The sequence below is a fragment of the Caballeronia sp. LZ029 genome (genome assembly GCF_031451275.1).
Classification (GTDB): Bacteria; Pseudomonadota; Gammaproteobacteria; order Burkholderiales; family Burkholderiaceae; genus Caballeronia; species Caballeronia jiangsuensis.
Genome location: NZ_JARUXO010000021.1, coordinates 1 through 599, shown reverse-complemented (window position 1 = coordinate 599; position 599 = coordinate 1). Strand labels below are relative to the sequence as shown.

The following is a 599-nucleotide window of genomic DNA, read 5'->3' as shown; positions in this document are numbered from 1 at the left end:
AGATCGAGCAGCGAGTTCGTGCCCAGACGGTTCGCGCCGTGCACCGAAACGCACGAGCATTCGCCCACGGCATAGAAGCCGTTGACCGGATCGTCGTAGCCCTTCGCGGTGCCCACGACCTGACCATGCATGTTCGTCGGGATACCGCCCATCTGATAGTGGATGGTCGGCACCACCGGAATCGGCTCCTTGATGCAGTCGACGTTGGCGAACTTCAGCGCGATCTCGCGAATCGACGGCAGACGCTTCATGATCGTCTCCGCGCCGATGTGCGACAGATCGAGCAGCACGTGATCCTTGTTCGGACCGACGCCGCGCCCTTCCTTGATCTCCTGGTCCATCGAGCGCGAGACGAAGTCGCGCGGCGCCAGATCCTTCAGCGTCGGCGCGTAGCGCTCCATGAAACGATCGCCGTTGGAGTTGCGCAGAATGCCGCCTTCGCCGCGCACGCCTTCGGTGATCAGCACGCCCGCGCCCGCCACGCCGGTCGGGTGGAACTGCCAGAACTCCATGTCCTGCAGCGCGATGCCCGAGCGCGCGGCCATGCCGAGGCCATCGCCCGTATTGATGAACGCATTCGTCGATGCCGCGAAGATGCG

1 protein-coding gene is annotated in these 599 nt (G+C 64.3%); it reads right to left on the bottom strand.

Annotated elements, in window-relative coordinates:
- Positions 1 to 599, bottom strand: a 599-nt coding sequence (locus QCE73_RS33920; RefSeq protein ID WP_309885327.1) for an FAD-binding protein, incomplete at both ends; no start/stop codon positions are given.